This is a genomic window from Streptomyces sp. NPDC001351 (genome assembly GCF_042896045.1).
Taxonomy (GTDB): domain Bacteria; phylum Actinomycetota; class Actinomycetes; order Streptomycetales; family Streptomycetaceae; genus Streptomyces.
Genome location: NZ_JBIAWS010000007.1, coordinates 162306 through 184794, shown reverse-complemented (window position 1 = coordinate 184794; position 22489 = coordinate 162306). Strand labels below are relative to the sequence as shown.

General features: G+C 73.3%; 11 protein-coding genes. All 11 read right to left on the bottom strand.

Annotated elements, in window-relative coordinates; all coding sequences use genetic code 11:
- Window positions 1-11: 11 nt before the first annotated feature.
- Window positions 12-509, bottom strand: coding sequence for an acetyl-CoA carboxylase biotin carboxyl carrier protein (gene accB / locus ACFY1U_RS26115; RefSeq protein WP_390696564.1), 498 nt, complete (start codon window positions 507-509; stop codon window positions 12-14).
- Window positions 499-2205: an acetyl-CoA carboxylase carboxyltransferase subunit alpha gene (locus ACFY1U_RS26110; protein ID WP_390696563.1), complete on the bottom strand. Its 1707-nt coding sequence runs from the start codon at window positions 2203-2205 to the stop codon at window positions 499-501. The genes accB and ACFY1U_RS26110 overlap by 11 nt, the downstream gene beginning before the upstream one ends.
- A complete protein-coding gene (locus tag ACFY1U_RS26105; RefSeq protein WP_344404267.1) occupies window positions 2202-2696 on the bottom strand; it encodes a DUF4188 domain-containing protein in 495 nt (164 codons plus the stop codon). Before ACFY1U_RS26105 ends, ACFY1U_RS26110 begins: the two co-directional genes overlap by 4 nt.
- A gap of 19 nt (window positions 2697-2715) precedes the next feature.
- Window positions 2716-4131: an aldehyde dehydrogenase family protein gene (locus ACFY1U_RS26100; protein WP_390696562.1), complete on the bottom strand. Its 1416-nt coding sequence runs from the start codon at window positions 4129-4131 to the stop codon at window positions 2716-2718.
- Window positions 4128-4757, bottom strand: a complete 630-nt coding sequence (locus tag ACFY1U_RS26095) for an RNA polymerase sigma factor (protein WP_390696561.1) — start codon at window positions 4755-4757, stop codon at window positions 4128-4130. The genes ACFY1U_RS26100 and ACFY1U_RS26095 overlap by 4 nt, the downstream gene beginning before the upstream one ends.
- Before the next feature lie 140 nt (window positions 4758-4897).
- A complete protein-coding gene (locus ACFY1U_RS26090) occupies window positions 4898-5707 on the bottom strand; it encodes a 4'-phosphopantetheinyl transferase family protein (protein WP_390696560.1) in 810 nt (269 codons plus the stop codon).
- A 7-nt stretch (window positions 5708-5714) separates the two neighbouring features.
- Window positions 5715-7472, bottom strand: coding sequence for an acyl-CoA dehydrogenase family protein (locus tag ACFY1U_RS26085; protein ID WP_390696559.1), 1758 nt, complete (start codon window positions 7470-7472; stop codon window positions 5715-5717).
- Complete coding sequence (locus tag ACFY1U_RS26080; protein WP_390696558.1) at window positions 7469-9355, bottom strand: acyl-CoA dehydrogenase family protein; 1887 nt, start codon at window positions 9353-9355, stop codon at window positions 7469-7471. The genes ACFY1U_RS26085 and ACFY1U_RS26080 overlap by 4 nt, the downstream gene beginning before the upstream one ends.
- Window positions 9352-10962 carry a PfaD family polyunsaturated fatty acid/polyketide biosynthesis protein gene (locus ACFY1U_RS26075; RefSeq protein WP_390696557.1) on the bottom strand — a complete coding sequence of 537 codons (1611 nt, stop codon included), beginning with the start codon at window positions 10960-10962 and terminating at the stop codon, window positions 9352-9354. Before ACFY1U_RS26075 ends, ACFY1U_RS26080 begins: the two co-directional genes overlap by 4 nt.
- Window positions 10963-11093: 131 nt before the next feature.
- Entirely contained in the window at window positions 11094-19181 is an 8088-nt protein-coding gene (locus ACFY1U_RS26070) for a beta-ketoacyl synthase N-terminal-like domain-containing protein (RefSeq protein ID WP_390696556.1), read from the bottom strand.
- Between the two features lie 23 nt (window positions 19182-19204).
- Window positions 19205-22465 (bottom strand): SDR family NAD(P)-dependent oxidoreductase, encoded by a 3261-nt coding sequence (locus tag ACFY1U_RS26065; RefSeq protein ID WP_390696555.1) that lies wholly within the window; start codon window positions 22463-22465, stop codon window positions 19205-19207.
- Window positions 22466-22489: the final 24 nt, after the last annotated feature.

The following is a 22489-nucleotide window of genomic DNA, read 5'->3' as shown; positions in this document are numbered from 1 at the left end:
TCCGCCTCGTCTCAGCCGGCCGGGACGAGGTCGATGAGCGGCTGTGCGTACTCGACGACGTCCCCGTCCTGTACATGGATGGCGTGCACGGTGCCCTTGACCTCCGCGGTGATGGAGTTGAGCAGCTTCATCGCCTCGATGATGGCGAGCTGCTGCCCGGCCTCCACGGTGTCGCCCACCTTGACGAAGGGCTCGGAGCCCGGGGAGGAGGCCTGGTAGTAGGTGCCGACGAGGGGCGCGGTGACCCGTACCAGGTCGGCGGGGGCGGTCTCCGGCTCCGCAGCCGCGGCCGCCGCCACGGGGGCCGCCTGCGCGGCCGGGGCGGCCGGAGCCGCCTGCACCGGCGCGTTCTCCCACTCCACGTCCACGCTGAGGGCGCCGGCCCGCAGGGTGATCCGCCGCAGGGTGCCGGGGAGTTCACCGGCGAGGCGCAGGGTGTGGGCCCGTAGTTCCTCCACCGTCATGTCGGTGCTGTCCTCGGCCTTGGTGGTGGTCACCTCAGTGCTCATCGTGCGTCTCCCAGTCCACTACGGGCTGCAGTCGGGGGTCCCCGAAGCGGTCGTACCGCCTCCGTCGGGCGTCGACGAGCTGCTCCCCTGAGAGGTCGAGCAGCGGGGCGAGGGTCCGCGCGAGGGCGCTCTTGACCGTCAGCGCGGTGGTGTGCGGTGCGGTGTGGGCTCCGTCGGGCGGCTCGGGCACGATGCCGTCGACGACGCCGAGGCGCAGCAGTTCGGAGGCGGTCAGACGCAGGGCGTCGGCCGCGCGGCCCGCGTGTTCGGCGGTACCGAAGAGGATCGTGGAGCAGCCTTCGGGGCTGATCACCGAGTAGTAGGCGTTCTCCAGGATGAGCACGGAGTTGGCGACGCCGAGGGCGAGTGCGCCGCCGCTGCCGCCCTCGCCGGTGACGACGGAGACGACCGGGACACGCAGCCGGGACAGTTCGAGGATGCACTCGGCGATGGCCACGCTCTGGCCGCGTTCCTCGGCACCGATGCCCGGGAAGGCCCCCGGGGTGTCGATGAACGCGATCACCGGCAGCCCGAAGCGGTCGGCGAAGCGCATCAGCCTCAGTGCCTTGCGGTAGCCCTCGGGGTTCGGCATGCCGAAGTTGCTGCGCACCAACTCGGCCGTGTCATGGCCCTTCTGGTGCCCGAGGACGACGACGCTCTGCCCGCCGAACCGGGCGATCCCGCCGACCAGCGCCTCGTCGTCACCGAAGGCCCGGTCGCCGTGCAGGCCGACGAAGTCGTCGAAGACGTACCCGATGTACTCCAGGGTGGTGGGCCGCTGGATGTCCCGGGCGAGGGCGACGGTCTCGCGGGTGGTGCGGGTGGTGGGTACCGGGCGGGTGAGCACCGAGTCCGCGGATCCTTCGGGGAGTTCGGGCACGGAGGGGCCCAGCAGGGCCAGCAGTCGCGCCAGCTGCTCGCGCTGGCTCTCCCGCGGTACGACGGCGTCGATCATGCCGTGTTCGAGGAGGAACTCGGCGCTCTGGAAGCCGGCCGGCAGCTCCTGGCGGATGGTGTTGCGGATGACCTGGGGCCCGGCGAAGCCGAGGAGGCTGCCGGGCTCGGCGAGGACGACGTCGCCGAGCATCGCGAAGGAGGCGCTGACCCCGCCGAAGGTCGGGTCGGTGTTGAGGTTGATCACCGGCACCCGGGCCTCGCGCAAGGCCGCGATCCACTGGGAGGTCTTGGCCATCTGCATCAGCGACAGCGCGCCCTCCTGCATCCGGGCCCCGCCGGAGGCGGCGATCAGGAGCAGCGGCAGCCGCTCGGCGAGGGCGGTGCGGGCCGCGGCGGCGACGGTCTCACCGACGACGGTGCCCATGCTGCCGCCCATGAAGGTGAAGTCGAGGACGGCGACGACCAAGTGACGGCCGCGCACGCTCATCCGCCCGGCGAGCACGGCGTCCTGCCGCCCGGTGCGGGACTGGGCGTCCCGCAGCCGGTCCGGGTACGGCTTGCTGTCACGGAAGCCCAGCAGGTCGCGCGGCGCGTAGTCGTCCGGGAACGCCTCGAAGGTGCCGGCGTCGGCGAGCTGGGCGATCCGTACGTCGGGCGGGATACGGAAGTGGAACTGGCACTCGGGGCACACCTTGCGGTTGCGGTCGAGCCGCTTGCCGTAGATGTACGCGCCGCAGGAGGCGCACCGGCGCCACTGCACGTCCTGTCCGGCCCGGATGGGCCCTGGTGTGGTCGTCACGTTGTGCTCCGCTCTTGTCGACTGCCGCTGCCGCGCTCCCGTGGCACCGGCACGGCCCGCTGGGGCCGGCTGCCGGTGGCCGCGGCGATGCCGAACGGCGGCATGTTGCGGTAGACGGTGTGCATGCGCGCCGGGTCGACGACATACGCCTCGTGGTAGATGCCGACCGCGCCGTTGTCGGCGACGGTGCGGTTGAAGCGGCCCCAGGCGGGCCGGTGGGCGGCGTCCGTGTCGTGTGCGTACGCCATCAGCTCGTCCATGGAGCGCCAGTACTGGATCACCACGACCGTGCGGCCGATCCAGGTGCGGGCGCCCAGAAAGCCGTACTCCTTCTGCTTGTGGAGCTCGACCAGCATCGGGACCATCGCCAGGAAGGACGGCAGCCAGCGGTGCACCTTCCAGAAGCTGTTGATCCGCATGCCGATGAGGAACACCACGGTTCCCTCGGGCGGGTCCGCCACCTGGGGCACTAACTCGACCTTGGCTGCCACGGAAGCTCCCATCGGAGTCTCAGAAGGGGTACGTGCGCGGGGGCGTGCTGGTGGTGAGGGTGCGCCAGCGGGTGAACGCCTCGAGGCTCGCGCGCCCGCCGAAGCCGGAGCCGTTGCCGGAGGCGCCGATGCCGCCGAAGGGCAGGCCGGCGTCCTGGACGACGGTCTGGTCGCCGATGTGCGTGACTCCGCAGTGGAGTTGGCGGCCGATGGCCTCCCCGCGCGCCGTGTCGCCGGTGTAGACGGCGGCGGTCAGGCCGTGGTCGCTGGTGTTGGCGAGGCGGACGGCCGCCGTGTCGTCCGCGAAGGCGGTGACCGTGGCGACCGGTCCGAAGACCTCCGTGTGGAAGACGTCCATCTGCTCGGTGACGTCGGCGAGGACGGTCGGCGGGTAGTACGGCGGCTGCGGGCGCCCTCCGGTGACCAGCCGGGCGCCCTGGGCGACGGCCTGCTCCACGGCGTTCGCGACGGTCGTGAGCTGGCGCCGGTCGATGACGGGGCCGATCTGGGCGTCCGAGCGGTACGGGTCGCCGACGCGCAGGGCGGCCGCATGCCGGGCGAGCGCCCGCGTGTACTGCTCGGCGATGGACCGGTGCACCAGGTGGCGGCGGGCGGACATGCAGATCTGGCCCTGGTGCAGGAAGGAGCCCCAGGCCCCGGCGGCCGCGGCCTGCTCCACGTCGACGTCGTCGAGCACCACGAAGGCGTTCTGGCCGCCGAGTTCGAGCACGACCCGCTTGAGCAGCCGCCCGCACAGCGCGCCGATCTCGCGGCCCACCTCGGTCGACCCGGTGAACGACACCATGGCCACGTCGGGCGCCTGCACCAGCGCCGAACCGGCCTCCGCGTCGCCGTGCACGACCTCCAGCACGTGCGGCGGCAGCCCCGCGTCGGCGAACGCCTCGACGAAGAGGCGGCCGCCGCTGAGCGGGGTGTGCGGGTCGGGCTTGAGGAGCACGGTGTTGCCGAGGGCGAGCGCCGGGCCCAGGGAGCGGGCCGCGAGCAGCAGCGGGAAGTTCCAGGGAACGATCACGCCGACCACGCCCAGCGGGACGCGGGTCACCTCGGCCGCGCGGTCGGGGTCGTCGGCGGGCGGGTGCGGAAGCCCGGGGTGCCGGGCGAGCCGGGCGCCGTGCCGCAACTCCTGTGCGGCCTGGTGCACTTCGAAGAACGCCTTGCCGCCGATCGCGCCGCCCTCCCGCACGAGCAGCTCCTGGGCCTGCTCGGCGCGCTCCACCAGCAGGTCGGCGGCGCGTTCGACGATCGCGGCACGCTCCTCGGCGGGGGTGGCCGCCCAGGCGGGGGCCGCGGCACCCGCGCGGCGGGCGGCGGAGGTGACACGGTCGGGGGTGGACAGCTCGACGGCGCCGAGCGGTTCGCCGGTGGTGATCTCCCGGCTGACCAGCCGGGTCTCGGACGCGGTGAGGGCGGTCACCTGGGCACCTCGGTTTCGGTTGCGTCATGGGTGCGTACGGGGCAGCGGGCGCAGTCGTCGTCGGGGGCGGCCTGCGTACCGTCCCGGTCGAGGGCGCGCCGCAGCCGGCGCAGACAGCGGGTGCGGATCGGGCCGACCGAGCTCACCGGCATGGACAGCGCGGCGGCGATCTCCTGGTACGAGGCCGGCGGGTCCTGCAGGGCCCGCAGCAGGAGTTCGCGGCACTGGTCGGAGAGGCTGTCGAGGGCGCGCAGCACCTCCTGGCCGCGGTCGGCGCGCAGGGTGATCTGTTCCGGGCTCTCGTGGTGATCGAGCAGATGCTCCAGCGAGGCACTGTCACCGACCATGACCAGACGCCGGTCGCGGGTGGCCGCCTTGATGGCCTCGCGGCGGGCGACGGTGGCGAGCCAGTCGCCGAGCCGGTCGGGGTCGCGGATGCGGTCGGCGTTCTGCATCAGCCGGAACCAGGTCAGCTGGCGCACGTCCTCGGCGTCGACCCGGCTCACCCGGTGGCTGCGGGCCACCGACCAGACCAGCCGGCCGTACCGGCCCACGGTCTCGTCCCATGCCTCCGCCTCGCCACGGGCACAGCCCGCGAGCAGCTCCGCGTTCCCCTTCGCCGGCATCGCTCGTCCTCCGTCTGCGACCGCCCGCACGGCAGCGGGCTCCGGCTTCCATGCAACACACCGCGCGTTACGGCCGGAAACGGATGACGGCGTCAGGTAGCGGTCAGACCAGGAGTGGACAGCGTGGAGTGGGCAGTTGCTCATCGGGGGCCGCCCACGGGGGACTCCGGAAGCAGCTCGGCCATGGCCGAACGCAGCCGTACGGGGATCGGCCCGGGCTCGTCCTCGCTGCCCCGGATGGCGATGCCGAGCGCGAACCGGTCCCACACCTGCAGCACCTGGATCTGCCACAACGGCCGCTCCTCCTGCGGGATCTCGTCGTCGACGACGGCCAGTCCGCCGCCCCTGAGCCGGTGTACGGAGAAGGCGTCGAAGCCGCGGGCCATGCCCATGCCGGTGGCCTTGGTGTACGCCTCCTTGGCCACCCAGGAGTCCGCGAAGGCGTGCCCCTGCTGGTCCTCCCGGTCCCGGCGCAGCACCTCCTGCTCCAGCGGGGTGAAGACCTTCGGCGCGAACTGGAGGGCCTCGGGGCGGGCCGGGGTGTTCTCGGCGTCGACGCCCGCGGTACGGCCGCGCACCACGATCGCGGCGATCAGCCCATTGGTGTGGGTGATGTTGAAGTCGAGCCCCCAGTCGGCCCCTTGGACGGTCGGCCGCCCGAACCGGCCCTTGTCGAACCGCCACTCCCCCGGCGCCACGTCGGCGTACTGCGACAGCACCTGGCGGGAGAGCAGCCGGGCGCCGAGGAAACGGGTGCGGGCGGCGGGGAAGAGCAGCCGGTCGTGCCGGGCCCGCTCCTCCTCGGTGAGCAGTTCGAGGCCGCCGGTGGCCTCGGCGAACCGTTCCACGTCCTCCTCGGCCAGGAGCCATACGTCGGCGCCTTCGGCCAGCGGGTCGTGGAGGGCCGCCCCTTCTCCCGGCAGACCGGGGGCCTCCTCGGTCGTACGCATCTTCCGGTCACCAACTCACCTGGAACGGACGGAAGGAGAACAGCAGCCCCTCGCGGTGGGCGCCCGCCATGACCCCGGCGACGGCGTCGACGTCCTCGGGTCCGGTCACCCGGCGCGTGGGGTGGAAGCGCCGCAGCAGCCGCTCCAGGCAGAGCAGCAGGACGGCCGGTGAGCGCAGGGCGGGCGCGAAGCTGTCGCGTCCGCGCAGGTAGAGGTGGACGCAGGCGGCTGCCGCCGACACGGCCGCGTACTGCTTGGCGAGGTCGTACAGCTCGGCGGACTGCCCGGCCTGCCGCCCCTGCTCGGCGAGGAGCTTGGCGTGCTCGTCGGCGAGGCGGTGCACTTCGTCGGCGATCAGCCCCGCGGTGTCGGCGCAGCCGGCCAGCCATGCGGCCTCGCGGCCCTCCGCTTCGCCGGCTGCCCGGCGCAGTTCGGCGACGGCCGAGCGGAGGGCGAGTACGGAGTCGTCGCCGCCGCGGCTGAAGAGCTGCTGCGCGGCGGGCTCGTAGGGGTCCATGGGGTGGGCGGGATCGAAGAGCCGGGTAGTGGCGGCGACTGCCTCGGCCACGGGGGCGGGTTCCTGAGCGACGGCGTTCGCGAGCAGGTTCTGCAGCTGCAGGGCGATGTTCTTGAGGTTCACCACGGTGTTGCCGTCGGCGAAGTTGGAGATGGCGAAGTCGCGCAGCACCTTCTGGAAGATGCCGTGGCGGGGGTGGTCGCGCAGGTAGTAACGGGCGCCGAGGACGGTGGTCAGCCGGGAGAGTGTCTCCTCCAGCAGGGTCGGCACGAAGTACTTGACGACGGAGGACCAGATGCTGGCCTGGGCGGGGGCGAGCTGGAGCGAGCGTACGGCGCCGGTGGTCAGCGCGTCGGCGATCAGCAGCTCGGCGAAGCATTCGGCCAACTGACGCTTCGAATACGGCACTTCGAGCACCGTTCCGCCGAAGATGACGCGGCGGGAGGCGAAGTCGAGGGTGCTGCGCAGGGCCGTGTCCACACAGCTCATGGCAATGCTGGAGATCGCGATCCGAGCCAACTGGCTGCTCTTCAGGGCGACTTCGAGCCCCTGCCCGACCCGTCCGACGAGCGCCGAGTCCGGCACGAGGCAGTCGGTGAGCCGCACCCCGCTCATGTCGAGGCCGCGCAGCCCGTGGAGCGGCTCGTCACGCAGATGCTCCAGCTGCTCGGCTGGGATGCCGGCCTTCTCGACGGCGAAGACCGAGTACCCGCCGGGCCCGCCCTTCTCCGAGGTACGGGCGAAGACCATGACCGTGGCGGCGACGGTGGCGTTGCCGATGGTCCACTTCTCGCCGCTGAGCAGCCAGCCACCGTCCGTGCGGCGGGCGACGGTCTCGTTCGCCAGTACGTCACTGCCGTGCCGGCGCTCGGACAGCCCCCAGGCCAGCTTCTTGCCGTCGCGGATGGCGTCGGCGAAGTGCTGCCGCTGCTCGGGGCTGCCGGCGATCCAGACCGGCATATAGCTGAGGCTGGTCAGCACCATGGCGGTGGCGGAGGTGGGGTCGCGGCGGCCGACCAGGCGGTAGAGGTTGAAGCCGTCCTCGACATGGACGGCCCTGCCGCCGTTGGCGGCGGGGACGATCCAGTCGTACAGGCCCCACGCGGCCAGGGTGTCCACGAACTCGTGCGGGTACTCCTGGCGTTCGTCGAGGTCGAGGATGCGCGGGTACGGCATGGGGCCGCCGGCGTCCCACGGGTCGCCGAGATACCGCTCCAGGTCCGCCATCAGCGCGGTGAGGTCGGTCATGTCGTCTCGTCCTCCTCGGGTGCCGGCCCGTCGGACAGCTGGACCGGGAACGCGGTGAACAGGAGCCGCGCGGCGTCGAGCGCGGTGAGCGCACGGGCGGCGGACGGCAGATCGGAAGCCGCCTGCCGCGGATCACGCCCCTCGGCCAGGGCGACGAGCACGGCCAGCACGGCGGTGAGCCACCCGGCCCCGGCGGGCCCCTCGCCGTACAGACCGCGGTCGGGGTGCGCACGCCAGGCGAGGGCTGCCGCGGCAGCCGCGTACAGCAGACAACAACGCTCGGCGAGATCGAGCAGCTCGGCCGAGGCCCCCAGCCCGCGGGCGCGATCACGCTGAGCCTCGGCGGCGCCGGCGAAGGTGTCGGCGAGGGCGGTACGTACGTCACGCACCAGACCGGCACCCCGCTCCTCGCCGCGTGCCGTGAGGTCCCGCGCGATGTCTTCCGCATGCGCCGCAAACCCGAGGAGCACCAGGTCCTTGGGCCGCGCGGAGAGGTCGAGCGCCCCCGGATCGAGCCCGGGAAGCGACTCGCCGAAGGCGAACAGGGCGTCCAGCCCGGCCGGGCTCACGGGGCCGGCCGCGTACGGCAGTTCACCGCCGACCGACGCCTCGAAGCGGATCGGGACACCGGACTCGCCCGCGACCGAAAGCCCGCCCACATGCCCGCCCCCGACGCCGGACCCCGGCCTGACCGCCCCCTCGAAGTGAACTGGGGCGAATGCCGGGGCGTAGCCCGGGAGTTGTAAGGCCACCGCGCGGAGTACGCCGAGCGGGCTGGTGTCGATCGACTCCACGATGGTGTTGTCTCGCTGGGCCTTGTCGATGAGTGCGCCGGGGCCGTGGGCCAGGGTGCCGCGGGCGCCGAGCAGGGAGCGGGAGCGGGCCACCGTGGAGGCCGTCAGGCGGGTGGACACGCGCTTGACGATCGACGAGCACAGGCCGAATGTCGCCGGTGAGAGGTGGGCGTAGCGGGCGGCGGTCAGGGACAGGAGGTCCGCCGCGAACAACTCCGCTGCCGCCAATGCCAGTTCGCGGGACCCGTGGGCGGTGTCCGCGACCCGGACGCCGCCGACCCGCCTGCTCTGCGTGAACCGCAGTGCCGTGCGCAGCGCCGTGTCCGCCGTTGCCAGGCAGGCCGCCGTGCTGAGCAGCCGTACCACCTGCTGGGCCCGCATCGCGCCCGCGAGGCCGCCGCCCAGGTCCCCGATCACCGCCGACTGCGGTACGGGAGTGCCGTCGAAGGTCAGGTCGGCGAAGTCGATGCCCCGCATTCCGGTGACGGGCTGCGCGGGCTGCCGCCGCACCCGGGGCATCTCCCCCGGCCCCAGCAGTACCGCCGTGAACGCTGCCGGGCCGCGCGCTGCCGTGCGGGCCACCACGACCGCGGCGTCCGCGGTGGCCCCCCGGCCGACGAGCCACTTGCGTCCGGTCAGCCGGAAACCGCCGTCCCGCGCCGGATCGAGGCGGCACGCGCCCGCCAGGACGTCGCTGCCCGAGCGCTCCTCGGAGAGTGCGAAGGCGATCGTCCGCCCCTCCTGCACCCAGTCGGCGACGGTCTTCGCCTGCTCGGGAGTGCCCGCCGCGAGCACTGTCATCACGGCGGAGCAGGACAGCAGAGTGGCCGGCATGATCGCGGCATCGCGCCGGGCGGCCACCCGCACCAGTTGCAGCGTGTCGTCCAGGCCGCGCAGCGCGCCGCCCAGCGATGGCGGCAGATAGGCGAGCGGGAAGTCGACGGAGTCGAGACGGGCGGCGAAGGCATGCGGGAAGTCGCCCCGGTCGTCCCGCTCCGCCCCGGCCTCGAAGCCGTAGACGTTGTCCGCCCGCCAGGGGTCGCCGAGCAGTTCGTCGAGGAGCGCCGCGGCGGCGAAGGGGGCCGTCATGGCCGTACCTCCAGGGCCGGGTCGGGCTGCGGCACCGGGTAGTCGGCGATCGCGGGTGAGAGCGCGAGGCCCGCTGCCCGCAGCATGGACAGGCGCTGGTGGAAGGCGGCACCGGTCATGAGGTGGCGGGCGACGTCGGCGACGCGGCGGTTCCGCGGGGCGGCCAGGTACGTGCCCCGCACCCAGGAGTTGAAGCTGCCCATCGCGGGCCCGCACCAGATCTGGTAGTCGACGGCGCGGTCCGCCTCCCCCGTCTTGGCCCAGCGCGAGGCCATGCCCAGGTACCAGCGGAAGATCAGCGCCGCCCGCCGTTTGGGGCTGGCGGCGGCACGGGCGAGCTGGTCGGGGTCGCGACGCTCGAAGTAGGCGACGGTCTCCGCCCAGACGTCCTCCAGGGGCCGCCGGAAGAGCTGCTTCTCGATACGGGCGCGGGCCGCCGCCGGGATCGCGTCGATGCCGTCGTGGTCGCGGTAGAGCTCGTACAGGAGCCGCGCGCGCATCGGGAAGAGCGTGCCGCGCTTGAGGACCTGCAGCTCCACGCCCATCTCGAACATGTCCGCCGCGGGCGCCATCTCGAAGTCCGCGAGGTCGGCCTGCGCCAGCATCTCCTTGACCTGCGCGGAGGTGCCGGCCTCGACACAGGACTGGTTGACGGAGCCGGTCACCACATAGTCGGCGCCCATCGCGAAGGCCGCCCAGGCCGCCTCGGGCGTGCCGATCCCGCCCGCCGCACCGACCCGGATCCGCACCGGATACCCCAACTCCCGCATCAAACCGTCCCGTTGACGGATGATCACCGGCAGCTGCGCGGGCAGCGGACGCCGGTCGGTGTGCCCCCCGGAGTCGGCCTCCACGGTGATGTCGTCGGCGAGCGGCACCCGTTCGGCCAGCCGCGCCTGCTGCGCGCTGATCCCGCCCTCGTCGAGCAGCGCCCGCACCATCGGCTCGGGCGCGGGCCGCATGAACAGCTCCGCGAGTTCCGTACGGGAGATCTTGGCGATGACCTTGTTCTCGGCGACGACCCCGTGCGGCCCGCCGGCCCGCAGCCCGGCCAGCCGGTAGCGCACGATGTGCGGGGTGAGCGCCAGGAACGCGGACGCCTCCACGCACGGCACCCGGTGCTTCAGATACAGGTCGACGGCGGTGCGCTCCAGACGCTCCTCGCTCGGGCTGTGGATCAGATTGCAGGCGTACGGCAGCCCCGGGATCTCGGCCGCGAAGCGCACCAGAGCCTTCTCCACGGCCTCGGGCAGCAGCCCGGCCGCCCCGTACGAGCCGAGGTAGCCGGCCCGCGCCATGGCGATCACCAGATCGGCGGAGGCGATGCCGTTCGCCATGGCGCCGCTCATGTACGCCTCACGCACCCCGTACGCCTCCAGGAAGGCGGCGCTGCCCAGCCGTTCGGGCCCGAGCGGCGGCACGGCGGCGACGATCTCGTGCTCCCCACCGGGCCGTGCGCCACCGCCCACGGCGGCGCCGAGGCCGTAGGGCCCGCGCAGTATGTAGACGGGCTCGTCCAGGCACATCAGCGCCTCCTGGATCCCGCTTTCGCCGACCGCGGGTGCCACGGGGCCGCTCCACCGCGGCCGAGGCTGTTCGGTGCTCATCAGTACGCCTCCTCGTGGCGTGGTGCCGCGATGTGCCGTCGATCGACTGCAGCATCGTCGTGGCTGGTCGCGCAGTTCCCCGCGCCCCTTCAGGGCGCTGCCGGAACCGCACCGGACTTCGGCGAGGCCGCCTAGTCGTGGTGGATCTCGATGCCCAGATCGCCGAGGCGATAGATCCGCAGAGTCGACTTCCAGACGTGGGCGTCTCCCAGCAGGACGATCCGGCCGGGTTCGCGGCGGATCTCCTTGATGTGGACGTCGAACTCCATGTCCGGGTCGGTGCGCAGGATCTGCCCCCGGTAGCTCCAGGTCGTGTCGGTGCCGGCGCTGAGCGCGAAGCGCGGGTTGCGCAGCCCGTCGGTGAGGCCGGTCTCCACGGCGTACACCTGCATGCCCTGCAGCAGTGCCTCGACGCCGAGGGAGCCGGGCATCACGGGGTCGCGGTGGAAGTGGCAGGAGAAGTACCACTCGTCGGGCCGGATGGAGCGGTGCCCGCGCAGATACCCCTGGCCGTGTTCGCCGCCACCGGGCAGGATGTCCACCCATTCGACGAGGTCGAGGTGCCCGCCGGCCAGCCGCGGGCCCCGGCGGGCGGACTCGGCGGTCCGGAAGTCGCGCAGGTCGACGCGTCGGGTGCCGGGCGGCCTGGCCGGCTGCGTGTCCAGCCACGGCAGCACGTGCTGCCCCTTGTCGAGGCCGACCTGGTGGGCGAGTGCCTTCTCGTTGAAGTAGCCGAAGAGGGACTCCCCGGTGTAGAAGACCTCGCCGTCGCAGGAGAGTTCGTAGGAGAAGTTCTGCAGGATCGAGCCGGGCATCCGGTCGCTGGACAGCAGCGTCGAGCGGTGCTGGACGGTCTTCCCGCGCAGGTCGATGTCCTTGACGAGGGTGGCGTGGCCGTCGAGGTTGCGGATGCTGAACTGTTCCTCGGGGAAGGGCAGGGTGGCGCCCAGGTAGTAGCCGAGGAGGATGGCCGCCTGGAGGCTGGACTCCATGTAGACGCAGTTGGGCATGTACGGGTGGCCGTTGTCTGCGTAGTACCAGGCGTCCTCGGGCGAGTCGTACTCGGTGACCATCACCGCGCCGCGCTTGAGCGTGCCGCGGGTGCCCTCCAGCTTCATCACCCGGTCGACGAAGAGGAAGTCGCCGTTCGGGATGTACGGTGCCCGGCTGTCGGCGTAGATCTCGAACTCGGGCCCCATCGCGACGGCGAGGTCGCCCTTGGCCGCGTGCGCCATGTGGAACTCGTTGAGCAGCGCGGGTTCGCCGGTGGCCGGTGAGAGCCGGCCGAGGAAGTGCGGGACGGTGCCGGCGGTCTCCGGGCGGTAGGGCGTGCCGGGTTTCTCACGCAGGCGGATGCCGAGTCCGGTGACGCTGATCGACGGGGTTCCGTCGCGCAGCACCACCACGTCGGCCACGAGCGAGGGCCGCGGCAACAGGGTCAGCTCGGTGATGTCGATGCGGTATTCGATACGGGCGTTGCGCGGGGTGATCTGTCCGCGCACCTTCACCTCGGTCCGCAGGTCCGGCACGGGCTGGAAGCGGGCGTCGGGGAGGGTGAGGTGCAGGCCGAGGGAGAGGGCGTAGGTCTCCAGGAGCTGTACGGCTCCTTCGGCGACGAGGGATCCGGCGAGCACGGGGTCGTCGGGGAAGTGGCTGGTGAAGTACCAGGCGTCGGGGGCGAGTTCCTTGACGGCCTCGATCCGGCCGAGGCCGTGGCTGCCGCCCTTGCGGTCGAGGACGGTCACCTCGTCCGCCATCAGCAGCGGCCGGGTGGGCAGCCGCAGTGAGGTGTTGCAGCCGGGGGGCTGCCGGTGGCCGGGGCCGAAGACGTCGGCGATCCGGCCTTCGGCGAGGGCGTCGAGGTCGGCGGAGGTGAGGGAGGTGCGGTGGGTGGTGGCGAGCGGCTTGAAGGCCGTGCGCCCGGGGTCCGCCGCCTGCTTGAGGCCGGGGGCCACCCGGCCCTGCACCAGGCCCGGCGAACTCTCCAGCTCCTCGTCGGTGAAGAAGCCCGCGCAGGCGTTGTTGAGCTTGAGGATGAGCTCGCCGTCGGCGTAGCAGTCGTAGTGGAAGAAGAAGAGCAGAGTGTCGCCCTGGCGGACGAACTGGTCGATCCAGATGTCGTAGCGCAGGGTCTGCCCGGTGCGCGGCAGGTCTCCCAGGAAGCTGAGGCTGCTGTCGAGGAGGCGGTAGACGCGCCGGCCGCGGTTGGTGAAGTCCGCGCCGAGATAGCTGATGAGCAGCAGGTCGCACTGGCCGGCCTCGATGGTGACGGCGGGCGGGACCTGGCCGTCGACGGCGTACCAGGCGTCCTCGGGTACGTCGTACTCGGTGCGGATGAAGGACGGTTTGAACTCCCCGGGTTCCGCGTCGAGTCGGGTGACGCGGGTGGCGAAGAGGTAGGGCGGGGCGGGGAGCCGTACGCGCCGTTCGTAGCCGTCGATGCGGGTGAAGCGGGGGCCGAAGACGTTGCCGACCTTCCCCACGGCGAACTCGAGGAGGTCGTGTTCGTCCCAGACGACGCCCTCGGGTTTCGGCGGACGCGCAGTGGCGGCTGCCGGCGCCGCCGGGACGGGCGTCGAGGCGGACAGCACGGCGGTGAGTTCCTCCCGCAACTCCCGCTGGGCGTCCAGGACTTCCTGGTGCGCCTCCAGGATCTCGGCACGCAGGCTGCGGACCAGGGTGAGCGTGGCCGAGTGGTCGTCCGCGGGCCGGTCCGGCTGCCGCGGCTTGTCCGGTACGGGCAGGGGGGCGCCGAAGATGGCCGGGCGGAGCGGCGCATCGGCGCGCTCGGCCTGCGGCGGCACGGCACCGAGGGCCGGCGCCGTAACCGCGTCGGCGGGGAGCATCGTGATCGGTTCCCGCTCCAGCGAGAGCGCGGGTACGGGCGGACCGTCGGGGCGGGTCGGCATCGCGGTGTCCCATTCCGTGGCGTGGAGTGCCGTGACAGGCAGTTCCGGGGCTTGGTCGGGGGCCCCGGCGGTCACCGGGACGGGGGCTGCCGCGCCGGGCGGGGCAGAGCGCGGCGGGGCAACGGCGGTCACTGCCGGCAGGGGGGCCGCGGCGGGCGTCGATGCGGGCGGGCCGGCCGCTGGGACCGGGACCGGCACAGGCGTGTTCCCGACCGGGACCGGCGCCGCCGGCACGGCGCGGTCCTGCGGCGCGGCTGCCCTGCCCGACGCGGTCGCCACCGGTGCGGTTGGTCCGGCTGCGGGCTGGGCGGCCGCTGGGGCCACGGACGCGGACACCGGCACGGCCGCCTTCCCGACCGGCACCGGCGCCGCCGGCACGGCGCGGTCCTGCGGCGCGGCTGCCCTGCCCGACGCGGTCGCCACCGGTGCGGTTGGTCCGGCTGCGGGCTGGGCGGCCGCTGGGGCCACGGACGCGGACACCGGCACGGCCGCCTTCCCAACCGGCACCGGCACCGCCGGCGCGGCACGGTCCTGCGGCGCGGCTGCCCTGCCCGACGTGGTGGCTATCGGTGCGGGCTTCGGCCGGAGGGGGCGTGCTGCCGGGACCGGCAGTGATGGTGCGGGGCGCCGTTTGTCTCCGCCTCCCGGCGGGGGTGCCTGCGGTGGGGCTCCGTCCCGGGGAGCGGCCTCGCCGCCCGGCGCGTTCGTCGCCGCCGCGGCCGGGGCGCGCGACGGTGAGGGAGCCGCGCCATGTCCTGCCCGCTCGGCTCCGCCGCCCATGACGGCAGCGGCAGGCGTCGGCGGTGGGACGGGCCGGCGGGGCACCCGTCGTACCGCACCCAGCACCGGCGCAGCCGCCTCCCTCACCAGCGGCGCCACCGGAGTGCCGCCCACCGTGAAGGTGCGCAGGCCCGGCGCGCGGCGGGGGGCTGCCGTGCGGGGGCGGAACGGTGTCAGGTCGACCGGGACGCCGTGGGTGGCGAGGCGGGCGACGAGGCGGGCTATGTCCGTTGCGCCGCGGGCTCCCCGGCGGTCGACGGGGACCGAGAGGTGCGGGTCGTCGCCGAGCGTCTCGTGGATCCAGCGGGTGCAGGTGCTGGAGGGGCCGACCTCGATGAAGCAGCGGAAGCCGTCCTCGTAGGCCCGTCGTATCAGTCGGGGGAAGTCGACCGTTTCGCGCAGGGTGACGGCGATGTTGTGGGCGACGACGTCCTGGTCGAGGGCGCCGACGGGGGCGTAGTGGCGGCTGCTGTAGAGGACGAGGTCGCCCACGTCGCCGGTCGGGTAGCGGTTGAGGTCGGCGAGTTCCGAAAGTACGCCGTCCACCACCGGGCAGTGCATGACGTGGTTTGCGGGAGAGCGTGCGCTCTGGCAGCCCAACTCGTCGATCACGTCGCGGCATTGGGCGGGGTCGCCCGCGACGACGACCTCGGTCGGCGTGTTGACGTGGGTGATGAAGACGCGGTCGTGGCGCTGCACCGAGGCGCGGACGGCGTCCGCGGGCGCCAGCAGTACATGCGTCGCCCAGACCTGCTGGTCGGGCACCTCGTCGCCGAGCCCCCACAGCGCCCGTACGGTCTTCTTCGGGCCGCGCAGCCGGTCGACGAAGAGGGGCGAGGCATCGATCTTCGTCGTGGCGCGGGCCTCCTTGATCCAGCCGCCGGTCGCGAACAGCATGCTGCTCTCGCCGAGGCTGTAGCCGAACGCCCCGTGCACCGGCACCCCGAGCACCTCGCGCACCAGGTCGGTGGAGAGCAGGGCGTAGCTGGTGCCGACGGCCAGCATCAGCGGGATGTCCTCGATCAACTCCGCCTCGCGGCCCATCAGTTCACGCCGGCCGAGCGGCCCCAGGGCACGCGGGTACAGCGCCGCCGAGCGCAGCATCTCCGCCGGCAGTTCGGCCTGTGTCTCGAAGCGCGGCAGGAGTCCGGGGAAGGCGCGGAAGAGCGAACGCCCGAGGCCGAGATACGAGTTGAAGGCGCCGGGATAGACCAGTGCCGTCCTGGTGCCCGGCCCGCCCGCCGGACGGGCGGCGAAGCAGCTCCCGGACGGCGAGGTCCACTCGCCGCCCGCCCGGTACACCGCCGGCAGGTCCTTGGCCGCCTGGTCCAACTGCCGTACCAGCCCTGCCGTGTCGTCGGCGACCAGTACGGCCTTGAGCGCGGCGGGCCGGTCCTCGGCGAGCCGCGCCGTCCAGTCGGCGCCGCTGTCGACGGCGTCGCGCAGTTCGCCCAGCCGCCGCATCAGGGTGTCGATGTCGTCGGCGCCGACCGGCACGACGAGGCTGCCGCCGGAGCGCACCCAGTCGGTGGCCGCCACCTCGCCGCGCGTCTGCGCGCCGCCGAGCACCACATGGGCGTGACTGCCCGCACTGCCGATGACGCTGACACCGGCCGTACGACGGCCCTCGCGGCGTTCGCGCAGCCAGGGCCGCGAGTCGCCGGCGAGGAAGAACGCGGACCCGGCGAGCCGGGCACCGTCGATGCCCTCGGGAGCGATGGGCTGGTAGCCGTAGTGCAGGCACAGCGCGGCCCGGATGACGGAGGCGAGCGCGGAGGCACAACCGGTGTCCCCCACCGCGGAGTTGACCCCGCTGACCGCGGTCCGCAGCCCCCCGCCCGCCCGCTCGGCCGACCACACTCGGGTCAGGCCCTCCAGCGTGCCGTCCTGCGCGGCCCCTGCCTCCACGAGCTCGACGTCGGCCGGTGTCAGTCCGGCAGCAGCGAGCGCCTCCTCGGCCGCCGCGGCCACGAGGTCCGGGGCCGGCCGGGGATCGAGGGTCGGCGAGTGGTGGACGGCGAGGGCGTCGACGGTGGCGTACACCGTGCGCTCGGGCGGGACGGAGCCGGGCCGGGTCACGACGACGGCACCGGCGCCGTCACCGAGCAGGCTCCCGGGCGCCAGCAGCTCCCGGGCCCGCGTGGACTCCGGGCCGGCCGCGAGATCGACCGCTCCGACCAGGACCGCCTCGATGCTCGGGTCGAGCAGCAGCAGCCGGGCGGTGTCGAGGGCGTCGACGCCGACGGCGCTGTCGGAGGAGACGGTGAAGGAGGGGCCGGTCAGGTTCCACAGGGAGGAGATCCGCGCGGCCATGATGTTGCCGATGTAGCTGAGGACCTCGTTGGCCTCGATGGAGTCGTGGATGCCGTCCCGGGCGGCCCGGGTCAGCGCCGCCAGCTGGTCCTCCGTCGGCTCCAGACCGGCCGCGGCCGACCATGCGGCGAGCTTGCGGTCGAGCGCGTAACGGGCTCCGTGCCCCTCGGCGCTGGGCTCCATCTCCATGCCGAGGACGACGGCGACCCGTCGCCCCTTGGCCCCGTCCTTGCCGCCGGGGGCGGGACGCTCGTACCCGGCGTCCTTCAGGGCCTCCTCCGCGACCCGCATCATCAGCAGGTGCTGCTGGTTGAAGTGGTCGAGGTCCTTGGGCGGGATGCGGTAGGAGGTGGCGTCCACCTCGAAGCCGTCGATGTACGCGGCCTGCGGCGCCCCGCCCTCGCCGAGCGTCTCGAACCCGCGCCACCGGTGGGACGGCAACTCCCGTACGGCGCCCGTTCCTTCGTATCCCGCCCGCTCGAACTCGTCGAGCGTGGTGAAGGACCCGAAGTGCGCGCCCATGCCGATGACGGCGAGCGACTGCGGTGCCCGCCGGTCGGTGCCGTCGTCCTCCACATCCGTCTCGGGTCCGGACAGGACTACGTGTGCGTTGGTGCCGCCGAAGCCGAAGGCCGAGACGGCGGCCCGGCGTGCGCCGTCGGTGGCGGGCCAGGGCGTGGGTTCGCGTACGACACGGTCCGCGACCGTGCCCGGCAGCGGCCGCTCCACACCGACGGTGGGCGGGATGACACCGTGCCCGAGCGCGAGAACGACCTTGACGAGGCTGCTCATGCCGGCCGCGGTCAGCAGGTGCCCGATGTTGCCCTTGACCGAACCGAGCAGCGGGGTGCGCCCGAAGTGCCGTTCCACGCCCTCGAGTTCGGTGCGGTCGCCCAGCGGAGTGCCGGTGGCGTGGCACTCGACGTACTGGATGTCCTGCGGTGCGATGCCGGCGTCCCGGTGGGCGAGTTCGTACGCGGCGAGCTGGCCGTTGACGTTCGGGACGAGCAGGTGCTTGCCGGGGCCGTCGTTGCCGAGGGCGACGGCGTCGACGACGGCGTACACCCGGTCCCCGTCGCGCCGGGCGTCGGCGAGCCGCTTGAGAGCGACCATGGCGGCGCCCTGCCCGGTGATGATGCCCTTGGAACGGGCGTCGAAGGGCTGGCTGACGCCGTCCGGCGGGTAGGCGTGCAGATCGGAGAAGGACAGGTGGATGACGGTCGGGTCGGGCGCGCAGACCCCGCCGGCCAGCATCAGGTCGGCACGCCCGGTGGCGAGTTGGGCGCAGGCGAGCTTGATGGCGTACAGGGCGGAGGAGCAGGCCGCGTCGAGGGTGTGGCGGGGGCCGCCGAGCCCGAGGGCGGCGGCGACCACATGGGCGGGCAGCCCACCGGGCCACAGATTGTGAGCCTCGGCCCGGGCCTCGAACAATCCAAGGCGATGAGCTTCGGGCCGGCCGTCGACCGACCCCTGAGCCGAAGAACTCCCCCGCCCACCGGCCGCGCCGCCGCCGAACGGCCCGAGATTGCCGGCCTCGCCCCCGGCCTCGAACGACCCAAGGCGATGAGCTTCGGGCCGGCCGTCGAGCAGCCCCTGAGCCGAAGAACCACCCCGGCCACCCGCCGCACCGCCGCCGAACGGTCCGAGGTCGTGGGCCTCGGCCCGGGCGGCCACCGGTCCCCGTGCCGGGCCGTTGTCCCGGTCACGGGCCGGGTTGCCGTCCGCCGCACCGGACGGCAACCCGGCCGCGGGGAAGCCAGCCGCCGCGAGGCCCTCACAGATCGCGGCGTCCCACAGCTTCCCCGCTGTTCGGCCGGAGGCCGGGGTGGGGAACGGATAGTTCCCGAACACCACCCCGGTCCTCCGGCCGGCCGCCCGGCCGTCCGCGGCAGCGGGGGATACACCCGCGTCGGCCAGGGCGTCCCCGGCGACCCGGAGCGCCCAGTGGAACGAGCGGTCCAGGCCGGCCAGGTAGTCGGCGGGCAGCAGGTACCGGGAGGGGTCGAGGTCCGGCACGGCCTCGAGGAATCCGCCCCGCGTGCAGTAGATGCGGTGCCGGTCCTCGCTGTCGCTCCCGGCGAGCGGGTCGTGCCCGAAGATCCGCTCACCGCCCTCGGTGCGCGAGTCGACCGCGCCCATCAGGTTGTTCCAGTAGGCGTCGGGCGTGGCCGCCCCCGGGAAGAGGCAGGACAGTCCGACGATCGCGTACTTCCCCATGCGGGATCAGCCTCCGAGCCTCGTCAGACCGTGACCGTGGCGGCCGCCCGGCCCGGCTGCCTGAACCGTGCGTCCAGCTCCGCGTCCTCGACCGCGACCACGTCCTCCAGCACGGCGAGCACCCGGCCCTGCGGGTCGAGCGCGGTCACCGTGCAGGTGACGCCGGTCCGCCCGGGCCGTACGTCCTCGACCGCGATGAGGAAGTCGCCGTCGGACGGCAGCGGCGCGTACAGGCTCAGCCGTCCGATCTCCATCGGCAGGCAGGCCCGCCCGCGCTGCTCGCGCACCCACACCAGCACGGCCTGCAGCAGCAGGTCGGCCAGGACGGGGCTGTACAGCCGGGTGTGGTAGCCGCCGAGCGCGGGCCGGTCGTCGGTGAGCCGGGCCCGTACGAGAAGCCGCTGCTCGTCGCCGGCCAGCACCGTGCGCAGGCCGCGCAGGGAGGGCCCGTGGAAGAGCGTGCCGTCGCGGTACAGCCGCGCCGCGTCCTGTCCGGCCGCGCCGCGGGCGAGGCCCGCCAGGTCGGTGCGGTCGGCGGGCCGCGGCCCGGTGTCACCCGTGCTGAGCCGGACGCTGTACGCGGGCCGGCTGCGACCGCTGCCGTCCACGGAGGAGGCGAGCACGTCGATGCCGTCGTCGGCGGGTTCGACGGACAGCCGCAGCCGCTGCGGCTGCTGCCCGTCGGGCTCGTCCCAGGCGACGCCCTTGAACACCTTGAACCCGCTCGCCCCGACGACGGTTTCGCCGGTCGCCGTCTCGACGGCGTTCGCCAGCGCGCCGAGTGCCGCGGTGGCGGGCAGCACCCGCCGGTCACCGATGGCGTGGTCGGCGAGCAGCGGCTGCTCGGCGAGGTCGGTGAGGGTCCGGTCGACGACCAGGGGTGTGAGCGCGGAGCCCTCCACCGTGGGCGGCGCGGACAGCGGGGTGAGCGGCCCGGTGACGATCACGGTGTCGTGGCCGTGCCCGGCCGTGAACTGCTCGGCGAACATGCCCGCTCCGGTCGCGATCGGCACCAGGGCGATGCCGCGCGAGGCGAACATGGCGCGCAGGTCGTCGGAGACCATGCCGCCGTCCCAGGCGCCCCAGTTCATCGCGGTGACGCGCGCGGAGGGCAGTTCCCGCTTCAGCCGTACGGCGATGCGGTTCAGCGCCTCGTTGGCCATGGCGTAGTCGGACTGGCCGCGGTTGCCGAAGAACCCGGCGACGGAGGAGAAGAACACGAGGTGCCGCAGCTCGGCGATCCCACGGAGCGCGTCCAGCACATTGCCGAGGCCGATCAGCTTCGTGCCCAGCACCCGGCGTATCTCGTCAGCCGACTTCTGGGCGACGAGCCGGTCGGCGAGGACACCGGCCCCGTGCACGACACCCGTGACCCGTCCGGCGTACGGCGTCAGCGCGCGACGCACCTCGCCGGCGTCGGTGATGTCGACGGTGAGGTACTCGACCCGGGCGCCGGTGGCGGTGAGCCGGGCGAGGTTGGCGGTGATCTCGCGGGAGGCGGTGATCTCGCGGAACTCCGCCTCGACCGCCCGGGGGTTGGGCTTCTGCCCGCTCTGTGCGGCCCGCCGTGCGATGAGCCCGCGCAGTGCCGGGCCTTCGTGACCCGCGGCCCAGTCGGGCTCCGGCGCGGGCCGGCTGCGGCCGAGCAGCAGCAGTCCGGCGGGCCGGGCGGAGACCAGGGCCTGCAGGCAGTCGGCGGTGATGCCGCGGGCGCCGCCGGTGACGACGAACAGGTCGTCGGAGGAGACCTCCGGGACGGCGGCCGCGTGTGCCTCGTGCGGCTCGGCCGCGAGCGCGATCGTGCGCCGCCCGGCCGGGTCGTGCGCCACGTCGGCGTGCTCGGCCGACAGGTCGTGGATCTCGCCGAGGAAGCGGGCACCGACGGTGGTGGGGGCCAGCTCCGGCGCGAAGTCAACCGTACGGGCGAAGAGTTCGGGCACCTCGATGCCGAGGGTCTTCACCAGCCCGCCGACCCCGCCGAGCAGCGGAGAGGCGTCGCCGCCACCGCGGTAGCCGTTCGCCCCGTCGAGCCGGGTGACGGCCACGAAGGCGGCGCGGGTGCCTTGCGCGGCCACCGGCTTCAGCGCGGCCAGGCTGTGCTTGGCGACGAGCAGGCAGTGCTCCAGCCGCTGCACACCCTCGGCCCACTCCTGCCCCGCTGCGGCGGCCATCTGCACGACGAGATCGACCCGCCCGCTCACGAGCGTCCCGGCGAGCTCACTCTCCTCCCAACTCGCCAGCCGCCGAACGGCATCCGCCTCCGGCACCACGCTGTCGACACCGGGCAGCGCCACGATCTCCACCCGCCAGCCGTCCCCGCGCAGCGCCCCGGCGAGCGGCCGGGTGAGCGTCGATCCGTCGTCGACGAGAACCGCGGTCCGCGGTTCGGCGTACGCGCCGACGAGGGTGTGGGGCGGGGCGATCTCGATGACGTCGGCGTAGGTACGGCCGATACCGGGGGCGGAGGGGTAGGTGACGGCGAGGGGGGCGACGATGGGCACGGAGACCGCTGTCTGGGGGGCGGGGTCACTGGAGGCGGGGGCCACGGTCGAGGCGAGGAAGCCGGCGATGTCGTCGAGCGTGCGCAGCTCCGCGAGCACCTCCGGATCGACGTCCTCCGAGACGGGATACGCCTCCTGCAACGCGCCGAGTATCTGCACCCGCTTGATCGAGTCGATGCCCAAATCGGCCTCGACATCCATCCCCGGCTCCAACATCTCCACCGGATAACCCGTCTTCTCCGCCACCGCCCCCATCAGCGCCTCCATCACACCGGCGGCGACAGACGAGCCGGCGACAGACACCGACACAGGCTCGGGCTCGGGCTTCGAGGGGGCGGGCTGCGGGGCGGACTCGGCGGAAACGGTCGAAACCGTGGAGGCGAGGAAGCCGGCGATGTCGTCCAGCGTCCGCAGCTCCGCGAGCACCTCCGGATCGACGTCCTCCGAAACGGGATACGTCTCCTGCAACGCGCCGAGTATCTGCACCCGCTTGATCGAATCGATGCCCAAATCGGCCTCGACATCCATCCCGGGCTCCAACATCTCCACCGGATAACCCGTCTTCTCCGCCACCGCCCCCATCAGCGCCTCCATCACACCGGCGGCGACAGGCGAGTCGGCGGCAGGCACGGAAACGGGCTCGGGCTCGGGCTCGGGCTTCGAGGGGGCGGGCTGCGGGGCGGACTCGGCGGAAACGGTCGAAACAGTCGACGCCAGGAAGCCGGCGATGTCGTCCAGCGTCCGCAGCTCCGCGAGCACCTCCGGATCAACGTCCTCCGACACCGGATACGACTCCTGCAACGCCCC

Excerpts from the sequence above, each read along its gene's own strand:
- ACFY1U_RS26075 (WP_390696557.1), bottom strand. The coding sequence starts at position 10,962 with ATGAGCACCGAACAGCCTCGGCCGCGGTGGAGCGGCCCCGTGGCACCC.
- ACFY1U_RS26090 (WP_390696560.1), bottom strand. The coding sequence starts at position 5,707 with ATGCGTACGACCGAGGAGGCCCCCGGTCTGCCGGGAGAAGGGGCGGCC.
- accB (WP_390696564.1), bottom strand. The coding sequence starts at position 509 with ATGAGCACTGAGGTGACCACCACCAAGGCCGAGGACAGCACCGACATG.
- ACFY1U_RS26080 (WP_390696558.1), bottom strand. The coding sequence starts at position 9,355 with ATGACGGCCCCCTTCGCCGCCGCGGCGCTCCTCGACGAACTGCTCGGC.
- ACFY1U_RS26085 (WP_390696559.1), bottom strand. The coding sequence starts at position 7,472 with ATGACCGACCTCACCGCGCTGATGGCGGACCTGGAGCGGTATCTCGGC.
- ACFY1U_RS26070 (WP_390696556.1), bottom strand. The coding sequence starts at position 19,181 with ATGGGGAAGTACGCGATCGTCGGACTGTCCTGCCTCTTCCCGGGGGCG.
- ACFY1U_RS26095 (WP_390696561.1), bottom strand. The coding sequence starts at position 4,757 with ATGCCGGCGAAGGGGAACGCGGAGCTGCTCGCGGGCTGTGCCCGTGGC.